This window comes from Sedimentibacter sp. B4 (assembly GCF_000309315.1).
GTDB lineage: Bacteria > Bacillota > Clostridia > Tissierellales > Sedimentibacteraceae > Sedimentibacter > Sedimentibacter saalensis.
Map to the genome: position 1 here is coordinate 1 of NZ_CANG01000889.1, position 226 is coordinate 226.

A 226-nucleotide genomic window follows, 5' to 3' on the forward strand; every position below is an offset into this window, starting at 1 on the left:
CCTTCGCGCTGCGGGCGAGTCGGGGGTCGGTCTGCATCGAGAGCCGGCCGTTGTAGCCGTTGTACCTCTCGAACGCGGGCATCAGGAGCCTGGCCGCGTCGAGCGACACCTCCTCGACGACCTTCCACCCGATCTGGGACTCGGTCGCCTCCGGCATCTCGATGGCGAGCTCCTTGATCCGCTGGGTCCAGCGCGGCAGGTCGGCGCGGATCGCCGCGAGAGCGAT

1 pseudogene is annotated in these 226 nt (G+C 69.5%); it reads right to left on the reverse strand.

The annotated features are described in order from the left end of the window. Positions 1–226: pseudogene (locus BN358_RS24570) on the reverse strand (transaldolase); the annotation flags it as partial.